Consider the following 19407-nt stretch of genomic DNA (forward strand, 5'->3'; position numbering starts at 1 on the left):
GGCGTTTCATCGATAAACGCCCTATTTTTTATACCGATTGATAGAGTTATTGTATGGCAAATTTATTTTCTAAAGAAATGCAAGACCAGTTAAAGCAGCTTAAAACCGAACTGGGTAAAGGTCGCAGCCAAACCAAAGAGACCGATGAAAACGGCAAACCGACTGAAACCGTGGGTTTATTGAGCAAGCAACAAGTCGCCAAACAAGTTAAAAAATATAATAGCGAACATCTTGATGATGATAAATTGCTATTTATGCAAGCCATGTCAGGCGTGCAGCCAATCAAAGATAAAAACTTGGCGGATAAAAACAACGCTGGTAATAAGCTTGATGCGACGACGCTAGCTAAACGCGCGGCGGCAGTCGGAGGTGACGATGATAGCGGGCATGTATTGTCTGATATGCAAGCGCTGCTCAACCCAGTATCTGGCGATGCTTATTTAAGTTATAAAACCGCAACGCTACAAAACAAAGTGTTTAATGACCTTAAACAAGGCAAGATTCGCTGGTATGATGCCGTAGATTTACACGGTGCTACCATTGAAGAGTCGCGTGAAGCCATGAGTCAGTTGATTTTGCAGGCTCAAAAAAACAATGAAAATTGCGTGAAAATTATTCATGGCAAAGGCATTGATAGTATCTTAAAAACTTGCGTGAATGGCTGGTTGCGTCAGATTCCTGAAGTGCTTGCTTTTTGCTCAGCACCTGCGGCACAAGGTGGCAATGGTGCAGTGTTGGTGTTACTCAAAAAACGCGAAAAAGCCAATCGCGACCAATAACCATTGTACGGCTATTTTGACTATAGGTTAAATTTTACGAAATCATGCTAAAACAATCCATGCATGATTTTTTTAACGAGATTTTTTAATTGTTAATAGTTTATTCTTAGTTTTTGTTTATAATAGGCTCTTTTTTTTCATGGATTAAATGCTCTGCATTAATCTAATCTCAACTGGCTAAAAACAGCGCCCATTTGTCTTTTGACAGCTGACTGTTTTTAACACCACTGGGTATAGGAGAAAGGTAGCTTTGAACAATACCCCCACTACGACTAATTCGCCCGCTAAATTGCAACGTCATTTAGCCCTTTGGCACATTATCATTATTGGTTTGGCGTATATTCAGCCCATGACCGTATTTGATACCTTCGGCTTGGTTTCTGAAGCCAGTCATCAGCACGTTCCAACATCTTATATTATTGCATTGATCGCTATTTTGCTTACCTCGCTAAGTTACGGTAGCATGATTCGTCGTTATCCTTCGGCAGGTTCGGCATATACCTATGCGCAAAAATCGATTCATCCCAATGTCGGGTTTATGGTGGGTTGGTCTTCTTGGTTGGATTATTTATTGTCACCTTTGGTGAATATTATCCTAGCGGTGATTTATCTTGAAGCGCTGTTCCCTGATGTCAACAAATGGATTTGGGTATTTATTCTGACGGGATTTATGACCTGGATTAACGTGCATGGCTCCAAAGTCGTGGCTTATTTTAATAGTTGGATTGTGTTTATTCAGCTATTGATTATCGGTGTATTTACGTGGTTGGTGTATAGCAAATTGATGGCGGGCACCAATGCGGACGGCACTATCAATGCTGCAGCTTACCAATTATGGAGCTTAAAGCCGTTTTGGAGTGATATTGCTAACATGACGGCACTCATCAGTGGTGCAACCATTTTATGTTTCTCTTTCACAGGCTTTGACTCACTAAGCTCATTGGCAGAAGAAACCAAAGATGTGCAAAAAACCCTACCAAAAGCAATTTTCTTGACCGCATTGATTGCAGGTATTGTGTTTATCATTAGCACTTACTTTATGCAGATTTATTTCCCACAAACCCCTGACAAATATTTCCCAGATGTGGCTGCTACCCAGCCAGATATTTTAATGTTGGTGGGTGGTTCTGCGTTTCAAGCCGCCGTATTGGGCTTTGCAATTGTCACGGTGATGGCGTCAGGTATTTCTGCACATGCGGGTGTCTCTCGTTTGATGTATGTGATGGGGCGTGATGGGGTCATTAATAAACGTATTTTTGGTCATATTCATCCAAAATACTTGACCCCAACCTACAATATCTATATCGCGGGTGTGATTGCCTTAACCGCGGGTTTTATTGAGTTTGATGTCATCGCGCATTTGATTAGTTTTGGGGCGTTGACGGCCTTTAGTTTTGTTAACTTATCCGTGATTGCGACCTACATCATCCGTGAAAAACGCTACCACAGTGCCTATGATTTGTTTATGTATTTGATTGTGCCGCTGTTGGGCTTTATCAGTGTTGCGCTGATGTGGAAAGAAAGTGAGCCCATCGCCATCAAAATGGGTTTAAGCTGGGCAGTAATCGGTCTTATCTATTTGGCGTTTAAAACCGGTGGCTTTAAGCGTCATCCACCGATGCACAATGAACATGAATAATGGTTAACGTGGTGAAAAGGTCAGATACGATTCTGACCTTTTTTATGTCTGTGGCTTTTGGGAAAACGGCATGTTAGAAATTTTATATCAAGATGAACACTGTGTGGCAGTCAATAAGCCTGCGGGTATGCTTGTCCATCGAAGCTGGCTTGACCGTCATGAAACCGAGTTTGTGATGCAGACCCTACGCGATCAATTGGGTCAATATGTTTATCCGATTCATCGCTTAGACCGACCGACGTCAGGGGTGTTACTGTTTGCTTTATCAAGCGAATCAGCGCGGCAACTGTGTGAGCAATTTGAAAACAGGCAAGTGCAAAAATCTTACTTAGCCATCGTGCGCGGATATTTGACAGTTAATGCGCAGACATCCCAGCAGACATCTGGGCTGATTGATTACCCACTCACACAAATTTTGGATAAAATTGGCGATAAACCAAGTTTGCGGGCGCTGCAACAAAGAAAGCTTAGTTCGACAGACATGTTTGATGAAGTCCTTAGCAGCCCTGCTGAATTAACCTTACTGCAACCTGCGCAAACGCACTGGCAATGCTTGGCAACAACTGAGCAGCCGTTTCAAGCGCGCGCACGCTATCCCACTTCACGCTTTAGTCTGGCTAGATTGACGCCCATTACCGGACGAAAACACCAACTACGTCGCCACATGAAGCATGTATTTCATCCGATTATTGGTGATACCAGCTATGGCGATCATCACCAAAATCGCGCCATCCGTCAACATATCGGCGTGCATCGATTGATGTTACATGCGCATACCTTGGCTTTTAATAGACTGACCGACAATCGCCGTGTTGATATCACGGCACCTGTGGATACAGATTGGTTAACGATGTGTGCGCAGTTTGGCTTTCATTTGCCTTGATAGTTAGCGATATCATTATTTGGCGACATCCTTTACGCAACCAAGTAATCACTTACTTTGTTACCGAGGGTCGCAAATGTTGCGCCAATGCCTGCCCCCACCAACACATCGGTGGGATAATGTAACCCAAGCACCAAGCGCGATAATGCCACCAGCATCGTAAATGGCAGCAACGCCCATAACATCATCGGCACTTGATGACCTATCATGGTAGTAAACAATACCGCTTGCAGCGTATGCCCTGATGGAAAACTAAATACATCTAAAGGCCGTTCACCTAAAGTAATGGTCTGGTGTACTTGGTAAGGGCGTGGACGTACTGTGTGTACTTTTAAATACTTATACAGCAAATAACCGCAAAAACTGCTGACGAGCACCGCACACACTTTCACAGCAACGATACTAGCGACCAGTCCTTGCGATAGTAACGCTACTAACATCACTACTGTCGATACCGCCCAAAACCAACCATCGCCTAAGCGGCTGATGGTTTTGAAAAACTGCGCAAAAAACTTCAATTGCGACAGCAAATTTACCCGTAAACATAAGCGAGTATCCCACTGCAGCACGCGCTTTTGCAAATGATATAGTTTAGGTTTACTGTGCAAAAACTGATAATAATTGCGCATTAAATTGGGTAAGTTTTCGACAGAGCTAACAGAGGTACAGGTGAATTCTGAATTGGCAAGTGACAGTTTGGATTGTTTTATGGGTTGATTCATGGATTGATTGATGGATTGATTCATGGCGCCATCCTTTTTTTTGCCTATTTGAACATCACGTTTTGGAGAAAAACGCGGCAGATTCAGCGGGTCTTTGGCTTGGGTGACTATTTTGGGTTGAGTGGCTATTTTGGATTGAGTGGCTATATCGTGGGTGGTTTTTTGCCCCGACAGTCGGCGGAACTGGCTGAGGTGTGGGGGCGATTGTCAAATCCGCGAGCGTATGTTGAGCTATTGATTGAGAAGGCAAAATGGTGGGTGTCACCGTGCTAGCTGTTAGGGTATTGGTCTGGATTGATAGCACCTCATAAAACATGGTCAACATTTCTTGGGCAGGTTTTTGCCAAGAAAAAGCAGCCACCTTGTGCCTTGCAGCTAGTCGCATCTGATCAAGCTGTTGTTGTTTGGGTAATTCACTAATCATTTGTACAAAGCGTTGTTCTTGCCCAAGCGGTACGGTTTTACCACAACTATCATCCACCAACAGCGCCGCAGCCGCATCATGATAGGCAAAAATTGGTAACCCCGATGCCATCGCTTCGGTGACGACATTACCGAAAGTTTCTACTTGACTAGCAAATACAAAAGCATCGGCACTGGCATAATAACTTGCCAGCGCCTCGCCTGTTTTAAAGCCTGCAAAAATAATGCTTGTATCATTGGCATGCCGTTTAACGAGCGCTTCTTTATATGGTCCATCACCGACAATCACTAATTTGACATGACGATGCAGCTGCTGTAATTGTAGCGCTTTGAAGCTTTTAATGACGGTATCCATACCTTTTTCAGGGGAAACACGGCTCACACACATTAACACTGTGGTGCCCTCGCCCACGCCCCAACTTTGCCGTAATGCTTGGCTACGTTTGCTCGGTGCATAGCGCGCTGTATCAACGCCACGACCGACTTGGTACAAATGCTTGAAACCAAATTCAGCGAGCTGATGTTGGGTGGTCTGGCTTGGAATACAGGTGGCATTGCAATGGTTGTGAAAACGCTTCATATACGCAAGCAAAGGCAATGAGACAACTTTCCAGCCAAAATATCGGCTAAAATCATGAAACGCGGTGTGATAACCTGAAGAGACTTTAATGCTTTGCTGTTTGCCAGCAATCAACGCCGCAAGCCCCAAAGGACCTTCCGTCACGATATGTACAATATCAGGACGAAGCTTGCGCAGCTGCTTCGTTAAAAATCGGTAACAAGGTAGCCCCATGCGCAGATGCGGGTAATAAGGAATGGGCAAACTTGGCACTTGCAAATCAGTGGTAACAGCCGCAGTATTAAGCCCTGTCGTTAGGGTATGTTGTTCGACTTCATCGCTTTGCTTGGGGCGAATCAACGTGATGCGATGCCCCATCGATTTGAGTTCGCGCATGATTTGATAAACGCTTGAGGCTACCCCATTGATATCAGGCAACCACGTTTCAGTCACCAAAGCGATATGCAATGATGGCCTATTGTCATGAAAAGGCGTGCCGGCAACTTGAGTTGAGGGATTCATGTGATTGGCTGACGTCGCCTTAGTATCAGTCAAAGCCTTGTATGTATTAGTGTTTACAGTGTTGTCACTCATAGTATGTTATCAACCATTACAACCGACTGCTTTATTTGACTACAAAAGCCGTTTCGGTAAATTAAATCAATCCTTTGTCTGGGTTAAGCTTATAAGTCGCCATTGACAACCTCATGTCAATTTGATAACAGTTTGATGACAATTGCATCGCAAATAGGGGTCGATTTTGCTAAAATAGCGAGCAGAATGCAGCTTTATAGATTAATGCCTTATTAATGCCTTATAGATGGTTAAATGACTGATTTGATAACTACATCGAATAATACCGCTATGCCCAATACTTCGACGTTGGATACACCGATTGTGATGCTGATGACACATGCGCCTAGTCATCCGCTCACCAAACGAGCGATTGAATACGCCCAATCGCTATGTGCGAACGATAGTAAAACAACCGATGAGCAAAACTCGTTGACTAGTACCGATTTTAAAATTTTCTTATATAGTGATGCGGTGATGTTGGCAAACCGATTAATTTGGCTGCCCGATGATATCGAAAATATGGCAAAAAATTGGCAACGCTTTGCTATGAGTCATGATTTAACCATTCAAGTGTGTGTGAGTGCCGCTTTGGCTCGCGGGGTGACAGATGCTGACAATGCGACTAGACATCAGCTACAAGGTGACAATTTGGCAGATGGCTTTGAATTAGTCGGTTTGGGTGAATTAGCCATGCATCTACACAGGGCAAAAACGGTTTATCAGTTTTAATTGGGATGGGTTTAGCGATAGCGGTTTACTATGAAAATTATCATTAACATTTACGCTGACACGTTTTTGCTTTGTCATGAAGCCTTGTCAATGGCGTTTGCGCTGGCGGCGTTTGATCACCAAATTCAGCTGACTATCGGTAATGGCATGCTAAACTTACTACTTGATGAGCCCACAGGCAAGCTTGCCCATATGCTAGCATCCCTTGACATGTATGATATGGCGCCCGCTTGGCTGGCGCTAGCGGATTTTGATAGATTAAAAGCGTGGCAAGCCAACCAATCAACAACCTTTGATTGGTGTACTCAAGTCTCGCTACAGCCAACCACACTACCTTATTTTGATACCACTTTTGACTTATAAACCCTATGACCCAACTTCCCCACCTTGACCAAGACGGTCATTTGATAGCTCATCAAACCTGGACACCAGATATCGCGCAACAATTGGCGAACACGCTGGATGTCACGTTAACCCCTGAACACTATCAAATCATAGACGCAGTGCGTCAATATTATGATTTATATAGTCATCCACCGACGACCCGTCCTTTAATCAAGTTTTTATCCAAGCAATTGCCCTCATTGGCGATTGATAACACCAAACTGCAAGCCATGTTTAACACGGGTCTTGTCGCGCGTCATGTCAACCGCATTGCAGGGTTGCCCAAACCTGCAAATTGCTTATAAATTTTGAAGTTATTTTGGGTCATAAGGGACGAGATTGTCATAACCGATACTGTGACCGTTATCACCGCCAAACCCCTGCTGACGCCAAACTTCAAATAATGTAATTGCCACGCTGTTAGATAAATTCAGACTGCGAGAGGTCGGCAACATAGGCAAACGCAACCAGTTATCTTGCCCAATTGCCGCGCGAATTGGATCGGGTAATCCGGCTGTCTCTGACCCAAATACCAAAGCGATATTTGCCACTTGCGTAAAATCTTCATCATATAAAGGCTTGCTAAGCTTGGTGGTCAAGGCAACGATTCTTTGTACGCCACTTTGACTTAGGCTGTCCTGTGCATCCTGCCAATTGGCATGTACTTTGACATTTGCCCATTCATGATAGTCTAGCCCTGCTCGGCGTAATTTTTTATCTTCTAACTCAAACCCTAGTGGCTCAACCAAATGTAGCGTTGCGCCGGTATTGGCGCATAACCGAATAACATTGCCTGTATTGCTTGGCATCTTGGGTTCAACTAATACTACGTGAATCATATCGACATCCCTAATTAGATTAAAATAAAACAGATTGAAATAAAAAAGCGCTAAATGCGAAGATTAATTTACAAAAAACCTATACTTATTGCGTAAATTTAAGTTTTTTTTACAACTTGATAGTTTTGGTTACATTAACGCTATAGCGACGTTAGACTAACCTGCATTACCATGACTCTACCAAGCATGTTTTACTTTATTTTAACTTCTATGAATCAATAAAGTCGCATGATTTAATCTGGTAGCTAAAAACTGTTAAAAAATAATGGATATATCTGAGGAAATTTAAAATGAAAAAATTAATCGCTGCATCAATCGCTGTTATGTTTGCTGTCACAGGTTGTAATACAGTCAAAGGTTTTGGTAAAGACGTATCAAAAACAGGTGACGCAGTAACCAATACCGCACAAAATACTCAAAATAAAATCAAGTCGTAGATTTTCTGTTTAAGTAAAAAAACCCATCTCGCTGATGGGTTTTTTATTGCCTATTTTATTGACTATCGGTTATAACCCTAGCAGGTTATAAAACTAGTCGTTTTTTGGCAAATTTTCAGGTAGATAACAACGTAGATAAGCAATCACCGCCGTAATCGCTTCTTGACGATAGGCATCGGTAATTTCTTTTTCTGAACGATAAGCTAAGATAAAAATTCCATTGATGATACCGTATGCGACTAACAATTGCTGATGAATGGTTTCTAAAGCCGGCATTTTATAGCGCTCAGACAATTTATTATACACCATTTGGGCAAGGCTTTTTTCGATTTCACTACCAAAGGCATTGCCCTCAAAATCTGGGGTATTGGTCTCATAAATCAAACGGGCAACCGTTAAATCAGATTGAATAATATCAACGCCTGTCTCAATAACTGTGGTGATATAAGCCTGCCAGCGACTAAATTGTTTGGCATCGACTTTTTCAAGCTTGTTAAAGATTTCTATCGCATTTAAAAAACGCAATGCCAAAAAAATCGCTTCAACGTTTGGGAAGAAGTGATAGGCTGAGGCTCTAGGAATGTCCGCTCGTTCACACACATCAGCCAAACTAATCTCACTGACAGGTCGGGTCGCGCTCAATTCTTTGGCAGCGGCTAATAATTTTTGGCGACGCAAACGACCTTGCTGGCTAGTGAACTTGAATTTGTTAGGAACTAAGCGGCGAGCGAGCTCAGAGTCCACTAACACATCCTCAATTTTTTCATCATAAGCGCTTGACATATTTCCTCTCTATCGACTGATTATGAATAAAGTTTAATTTGTGCCCGTACCAATCCATGATCGGTTGGGCGTTGTTCTACAATAAATTTGAGATGATCGTTAAAATAATCAACTTGTAATACTTCGCCGATGTTAAATTTACTATCAGCTAAAAATTGTTCAGATACCAAAATCTGGTCAAGCACTTCTGGCATACCTTGGTGGATATGGGTGTAGGCCACATCTTTAAGCCAGTGCATACGGCTTTGTATCGTAGAGGCATCATATAGCACGATATCCCGCATCGACTTATCATAAAATACTTCACCCGATTCGCTTAAAAGTTGACAAGTGACACTTTGCATCACATCATTCATATCCCCTAACAAAATCAGCGGATGGTTGTTGTGTGACAGTTTTTCGATGACCACTTGGCGAATGCCTGCCGCTTCCGCTGCCCGCATACACAGACTGCGCAGCTTGGCGCGGACTCGAATTAGCGGATCATTGCGATCTTCTAACGGCTCGCCTTGCGCGTTTTCTAAAAACTCAGGGCGTTTACTTTTTAGATGCGCCACAATCACGGTGACCACCATGCCATTTGGCAATCTGATGTCGGCAATCAGCGGGGGACGATTAAATTGTTGATAAAGCCCAACATCAGGAACGTCCAACAACGCAATCGCAGGCATCTGCGTGAGCAATTGGGTGTTAATAATCTCAAAACGCGATACCAAACCTACGCTCGGGGTACCAATCGCGCCTTGCCCTTGGGTTAATGGACTGTCTGGCTGATTACTGGCTAACGGCACAGTGACGTGATAGTCATTGAGACCGGCTGCATGACATAAGTCAATGAGTGCTTGCTCATCCCAAATTTCTTGGCAACCAATGATATCAGCTTGCAATTGCCGAAAGATGGGGGCAAGTGCATTAATCTTTTGTTGATATTGCTTTGGCGTATACCCATCTTGGTTTCGGTAAAAAACCCGATTGGGCAGTGCAAAGTTAAGTAAATTTGCCGTAGCGATAACAAATTGATTGTCCACTGTCATATCCTTAATGTTTAGTTACCAGTTATCCCTGCTTTGCGCCAACCTTGTCCAAAAAATTTCCTGACTTTCATCTTCGTAACTTTTATCACTGTCAACACAGTGTCGAATTTCGAAGCATTATACATTTTTTTAGTCAATTTCTACACAAAAAATCACTTTTTTTAGCCAAAATTTGCTGATATTTTTAAGCAGGGTTTAAAAATTGGGTATATAAAGTGCTTTTTTTTACTTAATGCACTTAATTGCTAACGAAAATCACTCTCGTGTCGAGTCTTTAAAAAATTTGTCATATAGTTAACTATTTGTTTTTAAATTATTTTTAGTTTTTTAGAGCTATATTAATGATTTTCTTGCTTTAATTTTGTTCGTTTAATAGTTGATTAATATAAAACTGCCAACGCTCCACGATGGCTTGGCGCTCAGACAATGCCATCTTAGGCTCAAAGATACGGTCTAGCTGCCAACTTTCACCAATGCTAGTGTCATCATATAGCCCCACCGCTTGCCCTGCTAATAATGCTACCCCTTTTGCGGTACTCTCAGTGGTCGTCGGTCGCAGCACAGGGACATTGAGTATATCGGCTTGAAATTGCATTAGGATATTGTTATTGGCAGCGCCCCCATCCACGCGCAGTTCGTGCAATGGCACAGGGCTATCTTTTTGCATGGCGATTAACACATCATAAGCTTGTAGCGCAATCGCTTCTAAGGCGGCTCTTGCGATATGCGCTTTGGTAGTGCCGCGTGTCAGCCCAATAAGCCTTGCGGTAGCATCTGCTCGCCAGTAAGGTGCGCCAAGCCCTGTAAAGGCAGGAATCAGGGTCACTCCTTGGCTATCTGGTACTTGCGCTGCCAAGGTTTCAACGTCCTCACTGCGCGCTATCATACCTAAGTTATCGCGTAACCACTGCACGATGGCACCCGCCATAAACACACTGCCTTCAAGCGCATATTGTGTTTGCGTGACGCTTGTTTTTTTATTTCGTTGTAAATTTTGTAAAGGTTTTAGCAAGTTGGGCAATTTACCTGAAGGTTCATGACGGTTAGGTTGACGAGTGTGATTCGCCTGTGTGGTTTGCCAAGCGACGGTAGTGAGTAATTGCTGATGACTGACACAGGGCTTATCGCCGGTATTCATTAATAAAAAACAGCCGGTGCCATAGGTGGATTTTGCCATGCCTGCTCGGTTACAGCCCTGCCCATACAAGGCGGCTTGCTGATCGCCGAGCACTGCCGTGACTGGGATTTGTTTGCCAAACATCCCTTGTTTGGTGACCCCAAAATCGCCATCCGATGGCTTGATGGTAGGTAACATGGTTTTGGGAATATCAAATAATTCCAATAACTCCTCAGACCAGTCGCCTGTTTGCAAAGACATCAGCATGGTGCGTGACGCATTGGTGATATCAATGCTATGCTCGCCTGTCATGTTAAACAATAGCCAACTATCCACAGTACCAAAAGCCAACTCACCTGCTAGCGCTTGCTGGCGAAGCTTAGGGTTTTGGTTTAACAGCCATACGATTTTGCTGGCACTAAAATACGGATCTATACGTAGTCCGGTAATTTGCTGGATTTTGGCGTCAAAGCCTTTATCACGCCAGTCTCTGCACCACTGATGGGTACGTCTATCTTGCCAGACAATGGCGGATGCAACAGGCTTACCCGTTTTTTTATGCCAAATTATGGTGGTCTCACGTTGGTTGGTGATACCGATGGCTGAGATATCTGTCGCCAATAATCCTGCTTTGGCAATCACTTCTTGGGCGGTACTAATTTGGGTTTGCCAGATGTCATTGGCATTTTGCTCGATAAACCCGGCTTTTGGGGTGATGATACCCAGCGGCTTTTGGGCGATGGCGATGGGTGTTAATTGGTTATCAAAGATGATACTGCGGCTTGAGGTAGTGCCCTGATCCAGCGCTAAAATAAATCCGTTTTCTGTTTTAGCCATGTTGTTGTCTCAAACGATTGTGTTAAGCGTCCATATGTTATCTTAGCAAATACTTGCCCATCAACTTTTATATTACTGCGGCTGAAACCTTAAGGCAACGATTCGCGAAAAAATAGCCATTGATTTTATCAACAAAAAACCACATCATACTGATACTTTATTACCACTTACCAAAACCTATCTGTTAACTATAAGTGACCCTAAACCTTAGATTTCAGACTTCAAACCTTAGACCCTAAGCACTGTCACTCTAACTGTCACTGTCATTGTTTATCTTTTCCACTACCGCTTTTTAATGCGTTGATGAAACTTGTTTTATGAAAAATACCCTTGCAAAATCTGTTCGTACTACCCCTGTGACTTCAAAATCCGCCGCTATCATTACCGATACCATCAAATCTAACAATTTACAGCCTGTTGCAATTTCGCACTTGCGCCGTTATACCGACCCAGCGACCTTGCCAACAGATAGCAACCATACCAAAACGCTTGAAATTGGCTTTGGGCAAGAGCGCGCCTGTAAAGCGATTGCCACTGCGCTTGATATCAATGCCAATGGTTATCATATCTTTGCTGCAGGTGAAAACGGACTGGGCAAACGCACCTTAATCACTCGCCTGCTACAAGCACACGCCAAACAAAAACCCACACCCAATGACTGGGTATATGTGCATAATTTTGTTGATGCGCGCACCCCGATTGCGCTTGACCTTCCTGCTGGCATGGGCAAGCAATTAGCAGAAGATGTCAAAACCTTTTGGCTAACCACCAAGCGTCAGCTCAATCAGCGTTTTCGCAGTGAGCACTATCAAAGTAAAGTAGAAGCCATAAAGAATGAAATTAGCCTTCGTGAAGAACAGGTCTATCATGCGCTGCATGAAGAAGGCAAACAATATTCACTTGCGTTAGCGCTGCGACCTTCGGACAATAAACCGATTTTTATCAAATCTGATTTTAGTGACAACCGAGCCGATGGCAATGACAATGACAATGACAGTTACAATGATATTGAGCCAAGCGATGGTTATTTACCAATCAAACCTGCTAATAAATGGGGTCGCCAAAAATCCAGTGGTAAAGCACCAGTTTTACCACTTAAAGCCAATCAAACCTCTAGCACCACTAATAATACCTCGAGCGCAACCAATCAAGCCAGCTTTGGCTTAACCCCAAAATCGCCGTATGTTGCCAATTATCAAGATAAGAACCACATGCAAAAACGCTTGAGCCAACTGACCGTTGAGCTTGAGCAAATTGAAGATGAAGCCAATCAGACCCTACAAGCGCTACACCACTCATTGACTCGGCGTACCTTAAAACCTCTGATTGAGCCGTTATTTGACAAGTATCAAGCCTTACCAAAGGTTCGTAAGTATTTGCAAGACGTGCATGACGATATCGTCAATCATGTAGAACGAATCATCAATGAAGATGATGAAGAGTTTTTGCCCAGCCATTTTTCGCCATTGCCAGCGCGCTATTTTGTCAATGTGATTGCAAGCCACGCGCCCGATCAAGGCGCACCGATTGTGTTTGAAGACTTACCCACCCATTTAAATTTACTCGGGCATGTCGAGCAAATTACCCATTTGGGTACTGTGTCAACAGATGTCAGTCTGATTCGCGCCGGTTCACTGCACCGTGCGAATGGCGGTTATTTGGTGCTTGAAGCAACTAATTTGCTTGAATATCCGTATGCGTGGCAAGGTCTCAAACGTGCGCTGCAAAGCCGCCAAATCAAGATGTCAAGCCTTGAGCAAATGCTGACACTAACAGGCAGTATTAGCCTTGAACCACAACCGATTAAGCTTGATGTCAAAGTCATTTTACTCGGTGAGCCAGACTTGTATTATGACCTGCTAGATTTTGAGCCTGAATTTAATGCCGTATTCAAAATTCGTGCAGATTTTCACGATCGCGTGGTACGCAGTCACGCCAACGAACAAGCGATGACCGCCAAAATTGCCGATATGATAAGCAAATACCAATTACTAACGTTTGATAACACCGCGTTGGCGTGTTTATTGGATTATCTTAGTGAGCAAGCGGAAGACCAGCATGAATTAAGCCTACATGGGGACAGATTGGCGCAGCTATTACTCGAAGCCAATCGTCATGCGGTCATCAATCAATCAGAGCTTAGCCCTGAAAACACAGTAACCGCTAGCCATGTCCGCCAAGCCATTGAGGATATTCGCCATCGCTCGGGTTATTTACGACAATTGTTCTGGCAAGAGCTAGAAAAAGGGCAACAGCTGATTAGCACCCAAGGCAAAGCGATTGGTCAAATCAATGCGCTGACAGTCATCAGCTACGCAGATAGTGAGTTTGGTATGCCTGCTCGATTGACAGCGTCAGTGCATCACAGTGCCGCGCATGCCGATATTGTTGATATCGAGCGCGATGTGGATTTAGGCGGCTCTATCCATGCCAAAGGCGTGCTGATTATGAGTAGTTACCTAAAAGCGCTGTTTGCAGAAGACCACACGCTTAACTTTACTGCATCGCTGGCTTTTGAACAAAGTTATGGCGGTATCGATGGCGATAGCGCGACAGTAGCCGAAACCTGCGCACTATTATCTGCCCTATCGCAAACCCCGATTAATCAAAGCTTGGCGGTGACTGGCTCGATGAACCAATTTGGTCAAGTCCAAGCGGTCGGCGGCGTCAATGCCAAAATTGCCGGGTTTTATGATGCGTGTGTCGAGCAAGGTTTGACGGGTAAACAAGGGGTGATTGTACCCAAAGCCAATTTGGCGCAATTGATGCTGCGTCAAGATATCATCGATAGCGTGACGGCAGGTAAATTTACCATCTATGCCGTAGAGCATGTCAATGAAGCCATGTATCTATTGACGGGTCTAGCGCCGGATGAGATGACCAAAAAAGGCAAATATCGTAAAAATACCGTTTATGGTCGTATTTATGAACGCTTAGAAACTTGGGAAGAAAAAGATGCAGATGACAAAGAATAACGCCTCATTGGGTTATTGTTTATCGCTGATAACTTGCTTGCTCTATATCAAGCAATGTTTGCTTAATCTCAATCCCACCGGTATAACCGCCCAATTTGCCATCGCTGGCAATCACGCGATGGCAAGGAATGATGAGACTTAGTGGGTTGCGACCATTGGCCTGCGCGACTGCGCGAAAGCCTTTGGGATTATCCACTTGTAGCGCAAGCTGTGCATAGCTGATTGTTTGACCGTAAGGGATTTGTCGTAATGCTTGCCATACTTTTTGCTGAAAGGGTGTGCCTGTGTAGAGGGCGATGGGCATATCAAACACTTGTCGCTGTCCATTAATATATTCGTCAAGTTGACTGATGGTATTTCGTAAGACTTTGGCATCGTCATCTACTGAGTCAGCCAAATCTTTGCTTTGTATATAGTGCGCTTGTGCAGTTAATTGCTGTAGGATTTTTTGCGTTTTTTGGGTTTGCCAATCAAGCGCGATAAGACAACCCTTATGTGCGACAAGGGTAATTGTTGGTAATTTGATTGATAGTTGGTAGTTTGTGGTAAGCATTTTATAAGACAAATTTATCTAGAAGTGATTTAAGAATTTTCTGCATTTTATAACTTTCTTCAATCAAAAATTCATTTGCACCCCGCCATTCAGACTTGTCTGAATATCCAACTGCTTCGTTTGTGATAATTATAAAACTATATACAGTTTCAGGACAACGCTCCCAATTAACAGGATATTGAAATTTTGATTCGATTTCTTCTTTATGCTGATATAAATAGTCGAATATTTTTAAAGTGTCTTCTTTATTATTATCTTTTATTTCAACTCTAATTTTTACAGATTCCTTTGTAATTACAACACTTATTCCGACACCATTTCCTAATTTAGTACCTAACCAATTATCTTTACTTGGTGTCCTATTAGCATATAAATTTTCAGCATTTGATAAAGTCGCATTGATAAATTGCGACCAAAAACTTATTAGTACGCTTTGTTTATTATTTTTGATTTGAATGTCTTCTTGTTTTTTCTCCGCAATATCTATCATAAAGCTTTCAACTTCGGGTACAGGAATAATTTGCTGAGTATCAAAGAAAAAGTCATTATTAAATTTAAAAAGTTGGCATTTTATACAACGGATATTAATACCAAAATTCATCAGCCATAATACAGCTGATGTTACTTCTTGACGGAATTCAGCAGCGACTAAAATGATTCGTTGCGAAGTTTCATTGGGATTTAATCCAATATCATCTTCTGTGCTATCGCTAAGAAATTCATTTATTTTTTGTTTAGCGCTTGCAATATAATCATCAGAGTTTTGGCTATCATATCTTCTAAGATAGTCAGCAAAAATATTTATGATTTTCTCATCTGTAAGTCGAGAGCAATAAGATGCATATTTCACAGACTGCCATACAACATCTTTACCAGAACTATCCGTTTTATTTTCAATAATGACTAAATTACCACTTTTATCTAACGCCAATAAATCTAATCTTTCAGACGTATTGTCAAACCCGTTAAATTCTTTTTGAATAATTAATAATGGCTCGCCAAGACATTCTGGATTGCTCACAATCCATTCTTGCAAATCTTGGCGCTCTCTAAAACCCACTTCACTAAATTGAATTTTATCAATATTAGTCATCTGCTTATTAGCAATATTTAAGTGATACATGAGTTACTCATCTTTTTCAAACAGGGCTTTGACAAAATCATCGGCTTGAAATGGGCGCAAATCATCAATTTTTTCACCCACGCCAATAAAACGAATCGGCACATTGGTGTTTTCAGCGATATTAAATACCACGCCGCCTTTTGCCGTACCATCTAATTTGGTAACGGTCACGCCTGTCAATGGCACTGCTTCATTGAAGATTTCTACTTGATTTAGGGCATTTTGTCCTGTACCCGCGTCGAGCACAATCATAGATTCATGTGGCGCTGTTGGATCGGCTTTTTGCATGACGCGAATCACTTTTTTCAGCTCTTCCATCAAATTGGTTTTATTTTGTAGACGCCCTGCAGTATCGGCAATCAGCACGTCAATGCCACGGGCTTTGGCAGATTGAATGGCATCAAAAATCACCGAGGCACTGTCTGAGCCATGACCTTGGGCGACAACAGGGATATTATTGCGCTCCCCCCATACTTGCAATTGCTCGGTGGCTGCCGCACGGAACGTATCGCCCGCTGCTAACATCACGGATTTGCCTTCACCTTGCAGACGTTTGGCAAGTTTACCGATGGTGGTGGTTTTACCCACGCCATTGACCCCAACGACCAAAATGACAAACGGTTTTGTGCTAGCATCCACCACCAGCGGCGCAACTTTGGGTGTCAAGATATCGGTGAGTTCTTTTTGTAGCGCTTTATACAGTGAATGCGAATAAATCAAATCACCGCGGGCTGTGGCTTCGGTCAAGTTTTTGATGATGCGATTGGTGGCATTCACCCCAATGTCTGCGACCAACAGCTGGTCTTCGACTTCTTCAAGTAGCTCATCATCAATTTCTTTGCCACCAATCAAAATATTGGTTAAGCCTTCGGTCAAGTTTTTACGACTTTTTGACAAGCCTTGCTTCATGCGGCTAAACCAGCCCCCTTTTTGTTCAGGTTCTGCGGTTGGCTCAGCCGTATTGGCAGATGGCTGCTGTATGGGTGCAGGTTGTCCTTGCAGCGTTGACGTTTGGGCGGCTTCAGCGATACGCGGCGTTTCAATAATTGGCACATCTTGCACAGGCAGATTGGGTATCGTAGCATCATCAAAATTAGTCGGTTGGTTATTAAAATTAATTACCACCTTATTAGAAGCATTGTTATTAAATTGGTTGCTACTCATATCATCGCCTATGGTTAAATTTGTCATTAAAATATTGAGATGTATAAAATTATAACAGTGTTTGTTCGCAGTTTGAAATAAACATGCTGTCAATCCCTTAAACCTATAGGATGTGTGGTATGGGAAAAACTGTCCGTTCACAGCTTGCTGCGCTAAAAACTTGCAGGGGGTATTTATTCAGATTTAATCGTGCAATGGGCTTTCAAATAGCAATCAATGCCAACATCCGTTATCATGGTCTATCTTTTATAATGCCTGCAAACCCCATTGCACCACAATCAGAAAAACCAGATTAAAGATTAAAAGTTAAAGAGAAAATATGTTAAACCGAAACCCTGTGTCAAAGCCTACATTTTTTAACCTTACCATCCTTGCTGCCGCCCTGACCTGTACGCTCAGTGTATCAGGTTGCAGCACTGCGCAGCCCATCGCAGCCAAAACCATGGCGACCAAAACTACCCCGACTGTAGCGAATACGCCTATTAACGCGCATCCAACTGCTAACGCGGCAACCGATGCAACCCAGCAAACGCCGAGCCCCACAGATTTTGACAGGGACAATGCAGCAACGCGCCATGAATATACGCTGGCTAATGGCTTAAAGGTGATTATCAAAGAAGATCACCGCTCCCCTGTGGTGATAAGCCAAGTATGGTATCGCGTGGGTGCCGCGGATGAACCCACTCATTTAGGCGGTATGTCGCATTTGCTTGAGCATATGATGTTTAAAGGAACAAAAAACGTGTCCTCAGCGGATTTTGAACGCCTTATCGCCAAATTTGGCGGTAGCAATAATGCTTTTACCAGCTATGACTACACCGCATATTATGAAATTTTCCCTGCCAATCGCTTAGCGCTCGCCCTAGAGCTTGAAGCCGATCGGATGACCGATTTACAGCTAAAGGACAGTGACTTTACCGCTGAGCGCCAAGTGGTGATGGAAGAGCGCCGCCAGCGGACCGATGACAACCCAAACGCCCGCGCCTATGAGCAGTTTAGCAAAATGGCTTATCCGAACAGCCCCAAAGGAGAATCGGTCATTGGTCCCATGGCAGAAATCGAATCCATTGGGTTAAACGACCTAACGGAGTGGTATAAAACATGGTATGCACCCAACAATGCGACCTTAGTAATCGTGGGCGATGTCAATCCCACACAGGCTATCAATGAAGTCAAAAAATACTTTGCCGATAAAAAACCGCAAACCCTGCCAACGCGCCCCAGTGTGATACAGCCAGGCTTTCGTGGTTATCAAGAAAAAACCACCCAATTGCCGGTACAAGTGCCTATGGTCATGATGGCGTTTAACGTGCCCACGCTTACCACAGCACAAGACCCCAAAACCGCCTATAGTCTATCGCTGCTAGCCGATGTGCTCGATGGCGGTCTATCTGCGCGCCTAGAAAAACGCCTAGTACGGGAAAAACAGCTACTAGCCTCAGTCGGCAGTGGTTACAGTGCCTTTAGTCGGGGCGATGGGCTATTTTTAATCCAAGCCACCCCGCGAGATGGCGTTACACTTGCTCAAGCCAAACAAGCAATCATTGCTGAAATTGACGCGCTCAAAACCCAACCGATTGCACAAAGTGAACTGACCCGTGCCAAAACCAACACCATGACCAGCTTGATTTATAGCCAAGATAGTATCAGCGGACAAGCGCAGATGATTGGCAGTCTAAACAGCATTGGGCTTGATGATCGAATGGTGTTTAACCTACCCAAAACCTTAGATGGCATCACAGAAAGTGACTTACACGCTGCCGCTAGCAAATATTTGGTTAACGACAATTTAACCGTGCTCAATGTGGTGAAAGCAAATAAACCCACGCAATAACTATAAAACCAGTAACT

General features: G+C 43.3%; 19 protein-coding genes. 10 read left to right on the forward strand and 9 right to left on the reverse strand.

What is annotated here, in order from left to right:
• Positions 1-53 precede the first annotated feature (53 nt).
• From RNZ41_RS06515 to truC, 3 genes are all read left to right on the forward strand, one after another.
• The gene (locus tag RNZ41_RS06515; RefSeq protein WP_144917500.1) at positions 54-779 is read left to right on the forward strand and encodes a Smr/MutS family protein; all 726 of its coding nucleotides are present in this window, start codon (positions 54-56) and stop codon (positions 777-779) included.
• A gap of 250 nt (positions 780-1029) precedes the next feature.
• Positions 1030-2418: an APC family permease gene (locus tag RNZ41_RS06520; RefSeq protein WP_060994907.1), complete on the forward strand. Its 1389-nt coding sequence runs from the start codon at positions 1030-1032 to the stop codon at positions 2416-2418.
• Positions 2419-2488: 70 nt separating this feature from the next.
• Entirely contained in the window at positions 2489-3301 is an 813-nt protein-coding gene (gene truC / locus RNZ41_RS06525; RefSeq protein ID WP_314026887.1) for a tRNA pseudouridine(65) synthase TruC, read from the forward strand.
• Between the two features lie 32 nt (positions 3302-3333).
• On the opposite strand, the gene RNZ41_RS06530 is transcribed toward truC, so the two are convergent.
• Positions 3334-3930 carry a phosphatase PAP2 family protein gene (locus RNZ41_RS06530; protein WP_314027827.1) on the reverse strand — a complete coding sequence of 199 codons (597 nt, stop codon included), beginning with the start codon at positions 3928-3930 and terminating at the stop codon, positions 3334-3336.
• Between the two features lie 148 nt (positions 3931-4078).
• Positions 4079-5527 (reverse strand): glycosyltransferase family 4 protein, encoded by a 1449-nt coding sequence (locus tag RNZ41_RS06535; protein ID WP_314026888.1) that lies wholly within the window; start codon positions 5525-5527, stop codon positions 4079-4081.
• Positions 5528-5833: 306 nt separating this feature from the next.
• Here RNZ41_RS06535 and tusD point away from each other — a divergent pair, with 306 nt between their 5' ends.
• The 3 genes from tusD to RNZ41_RS06550 are packed head-to-tail and all read left to right on the forward strand — an operon-like array spanning position 5834 to position 6999.
• Positions 5834-6310, forward strand: coding sequence for a sulfurtransferase complex subunit TusD (tusD, locus tag RNZ41_RS06540; protein ID WP_314026889.1), 477 nt, complete (start codon positions 5834-5836; stop codon positions 6308-6310).
• A 30-nt stretch (positions 6311-6340) separates the two neighbouring features.
• Complete coding sequence (locus tag RNZ41_RS06545) at positions 6341-6673, forward strand: hypothetical protein (protein WP_096488750.1); 333 nt, start codon at positions 6341-6343, stop codon at positions 6671-6673.
• A 5-nt stretch (positions 6674-6678) separates the two neighbouring features.
• Positions 6679-6999 carry a TusE/DsrC/DsvC family sulfur relay protein gene (locus tag RNZ41_RS06550; protein WP_314026890.1) on the forward strand — a complete coding sequence of 107 codons (321 nt, stop codon included), beginning with the start codon at positions 6679-6681 and terminating at the stop codon, positions 6997-6999.
• A gap of 9 nt (positions 7000-7008) precedes the next feature.
• On the opposite strand, the gene RNZ41_RS06555 is transcribed toward RNZ41_RS06550, so the two are convergent.
• Complete coding sequence (locus RNZ41_RS06555) at positions 7009-7533, reverse strand: tRNA (cytidine(34)-2'-O)-methyltransferase (RefSeq protein WP_201664343.1); 525 nt, start codon at positions 7531-7533, stop codon at positions 7009-7011.
• 290 nt (positions 7534-7823) lie between these two features.
• Between RNZ41_RS06555 and RNZ41_RS06560 the strand changes: the two genes are divergently transcribed.
• Positions 7824-7970 (forward strand): entericidin A/B family lipoprotein, encoded by a 147-nt coding sequence (locus RNZ41_RS06560; RefSeq protein WP_060994912.1) that lies wholly within the window; start codon positions 7824-7826, stop codon positions 7968-7970.
• A gap of 93 nt (positions 7971-8063) precedes the next feature.
• Here the strand turns inward: RNZ41_RS06560 and RNZ41_RS06565 are convergent, their stop codons facing one another.
• From RNZ41_RS06565 to glpK, 3 genes are all read right to left on the reverse strand, one after another.
• Entirely contained in the window at positions 8064-8753 is a 690-nt protein-coding gene (locus RNZ41_RS06565; protein ID WP_060994913.1) for a TetR/AcrR family transcriptional regulator, read from the reverse strand.
• 20 nt (positions 8754-8773) lie between these two features.
• On the reverse strand, positions 8774-9781 hold the full coding sequence (locus tag RNZ41_RS06570) for an endonuclease/exonuclease/phosphatase family protein (RefSeq protein WP_409950569.1): 1008 nt from the start codon (positions 9779-9781) through the stop codon (positions 8774-8776).
• Positions 9782-10142: 361 nt separating this feature from the next.
• Complete coding sequence (glpK, locus tag RNZ41_RS06575; protein WP_219331100.1) at positions 10143-11741, reverse strand: glycerol kinase GlpK; 1599 nt, start codon at positions 11739-11741, stop codon at positions 10143-10145.
• A 317-nt stretch (positions 11742-12058) separates the two neighbouring features.
• Here glpK and RNZ41_RS06580 point away from each other — a divergent pair, with 317 nt between their 5' ends.
• On the forward strand, positions 12059-14716 hold the full coding sequence (locus tag RNZ41_RS06580; RefSeq protein WP_314026892.1) for an AAA family ATPase: 2658 nt from the start codon (positions 12059-12061) through the stop codon (positions 14714-14716).
• Between the two features lie 19 nt (positions 14717-14735).
• On the opposite strand, the gene RNZ41_RS06585 is transcribed toward RNZ41_RS06580, so the two are convergent.
• The 3 genes from RNZ41_RS06585 to ftsY are packed head-to-tail and all read right to left on the reverse strand — an operon-like array spanning position 14736 to position 17556.
• Positions 14736-15269, reverse strand: a complete 534-nt coding sequence (locus tag RNZ41_RS06585; RefSeq protein WP_065252492.1) for a methylated-DNA--[protein]-cysteine S-methyltransferase — start codon at positions 15267-15269, stop codon at positions 14736-14738.
• A 1-nt stretch (position 15270) separates the two neighbouring features.
• Positions 15271-16392: a DUF4268 domain-containing protein gene (locus RNZ41_RS06590; RefSeq protein ID WP_314026893.1), complete on the reverse strand. Its 1122-nt coding sequence runs from the start codon at positions 16390-16392 to the stop codon at positions 15271-15273.
• Positions 16393-16395: 3 nt separating this feature from the next.
• Positions 16396-17556 (reverse strand): signal recognition particle-docking protein FtsY, encoded by a 1161-nt coding sequence (gene ftsY, locus RNZ41_RS06595; RefSeq protein ID WP_314026894.1) that lies wholly within the window; start codon positions 17554-17556, stop codon positions 16396-16398.
• Between the two features lie 119 nt (positions 17557-17675).
• Here ftsY and RNZ41_RS06600 point away from each other — a divergent pair, with 119 nt between their 5' ends.
• Both RNZ41_RS06600 and RNZ41_RS06605 read left to right on the forward strand, forming a co-directional pair.
• Positions 17676-17852, forward strand: coding sequence for a hypothetical protein (locus RNZ41_RS06600; protein ID WP_314026895.1), 177 nt, complete (start codon positions 17676-17678; stop codon positions 17850-17852).
• A 23-nt stretch (positions 17853-17875) separates the two neighbouring features.
• Positions 17876-19390: a M16 family metallopeptidase gene (locus RNZ41_RS06605; protein WP_314026896.1), complete on the forward strand. Its 1515-nt coding sequence runs from the start codon at positions 17876-17878 to the stop codon at positions 19388-19390.
• The last annotated feature ends 17 nt before the right edge of the window (positions 19391-19407 follow it).

Source organism: Moraxella sp. DOX410 (assembly GCF_032248735.1).
GTDB classification, from domain to species: domain Bacteria; phylum Pseudomonadota; class Gammaproteobacteria; order Pseudomonadales; family Moraxellaceae; genus Faucicola; species Faucicola tetraodonis.